Origin of the sequence: Rhodobacter ferrooxidans (assembly GCF_000176015.1) — a bacterium.
In the GTDB taxonomy this organism is placed as follows: Bacteria; Pseudomonadota; Alphaproteobacteria; order Rhodobacterales; family Rhodobacteraceae; genus Pseudorhodobacter_B; species Pseudorhodobacter_B ferrooxidans.
Map to the genome: position 1 here is coordinate 1 of NZ_ACYY01000044.1, position 1,882 is coordinate 1,882.

At 64.1% G+C, this 1,882-nt stretch carries 1 protein-coding gene; it reads right to left on the reverse strand.

What is annotated here, in order from left to right:
* Window positions 1-1,882 (reverse strand): acetate--CoA ligase (gene acs / locus RSW2DRAFT_RS16910; protein WP_008033228.1); only part of this gene is annotated, 1,882 nt, incomplete at both ends.

The following is a 1,882-nucleotide window of genomic DNA, read 5'->3' on the forward strand; positions in this document are numbered from 1 at the left end:
CGATCAGCTGTTCCACCACCGAGGGGTCTGCGAGGGTGGAGATGTCTCCCAGCGCGCCGTAGTCGTTTTCGGCGATCTTGCGCAGGATGCGGCGCATGATCTTGCCGGAACGGGTTTTCGGCAGGCCGGGCGCCCATTGGATCAGGTCGGGGCTGGCGATCGGGCCGATCTCGGTGCGGACCCATTTCACCAGGTCCTTGCGCAGTTCGTCCGAAGGCTCCTCGCCGTTCATCAGGGTGACATAGGCATAGATGCCCTGGCCCTTGATGTCGTGCGGGTAACCCACCACCGCCGCCTCGGCCACCTGCGGATGCGCCACCAGTGCGGATTCGACTTCCGCCGTGCCCATCCGGTGACCCGAGACGTTGATCACGTCATCGACCCGGCCGGTGATCCAGTAATAGCCGTCCTCGTCGCGCCGGCAGCCGTCGCCGGTGAAGTAATAGCCGCGATACTGGCCGAAGTAGGCCTCCTGGAAGCGGTCATGGTCGCCCCACAGCGTGCGCATCTGCCCCGGCCAGCTGTCGGCGATGCACAGCACCCCCTCACATTCCACCTCGGAGATGCGGCGGCCGTTCTGCGGGTTCAGCACCACCGGCTTGACGCCGAAGAACGGGTTGGTGGCAGAGCCGGGCTTGGTGGGCGTCGCACCCGGCAGCGGCGTCAGCATGTGGCCGCCGGTTTCGGTCTGCCAGAAGGTATCGACGATCGGGCATTTGCCCTTGCCGACATGCTGGTTGTACCAGTTCCACGCCTCGGGGTTGATCGGCTCGCCCACCGAACCCAGCACGCGCAAGGACGACAGGTCGTGCTTTTCCACCCATTCCGGGCCCTGGCCCATCAGGCTGCGGATCGCGGTGGGGGCGGTGTAGAACTGCGTCACCTTGTGCTTGGCGCAAACCTCCCAGAACCGGCCGGCATCGGGGAAGGTCGGAACACCTTCGAACATCACCGTGGTGCCGCCATTGGCCAGCGGACCATAGATGATGTAGCTGTGGCCGGTGACCCAACCCACATCTGCCGTGCACCAGAACACATCGCCGTCCTGATAGTCGAAGGTGTATTGATGCGTCATCGAGGCATAGACCAGATAGCCGCCCGAGGTGTGCACCACCCCCTTGGGCTTGCCGGTGCTGCCCGAGGTGTAAAGGATGAACAGCGGATCCTCGGCCCCCATCGGGCGCGGCGGACATTCCGGGCTGACCTGTTCCATCAGCGCCTTCAGATCGACATCGCGGCCCTGGGTCCAGTGGGTCTGGTCGCCGGTGTGCTTGACCACCAGGCAGCGCACCTTGTCCGAACAGTGCAAAAGCGCGGCATCGGTGTTGGATTTCAACTGGGTGCGGCGGCCGCCCCGCGGGGCGCTGTCAGCGGTGATCACCAGCTTGGCGCCGCAATCGTTGATCCGGTTGGCCAGCGCATCGGGCGAGAAGCCGGCGAAAACGATGGAATGGATGGCACCGATCCGGGCGCAGGCCAGCATGGCATAGGCCGCCTCGGGGATCATCGGCAGATAGATCACCACCCGGTCGCCGCGCATGACGCCCTGCGACAGCAGCACGTTGGCCATCCGGTTCACTTTTTCCGACAGCATCTTGTAGGTGATGTGCAGCGCCGGCGTCGCCGGATCATCCGGCTCCCAGATGATCGCGGTCTGCAGCGAACGGTCACGCAGATGCCGGTCGATGCAGTTGACCGAGACGTTCAGCACCCCATCCTCGAACCACTTGATGCCGACCTTGCCAAAGGTGAAATCGGTGTTCTGCACCTTGGTATACGGCTTGATCCAGTCCAGCCGCTTGCCTTCCCGGCCCCAGAACGCATCCGGATCGGAAACCGATTCCGCATACATCGCATTGTATTTCGCCGTGTCGGCGTGGGC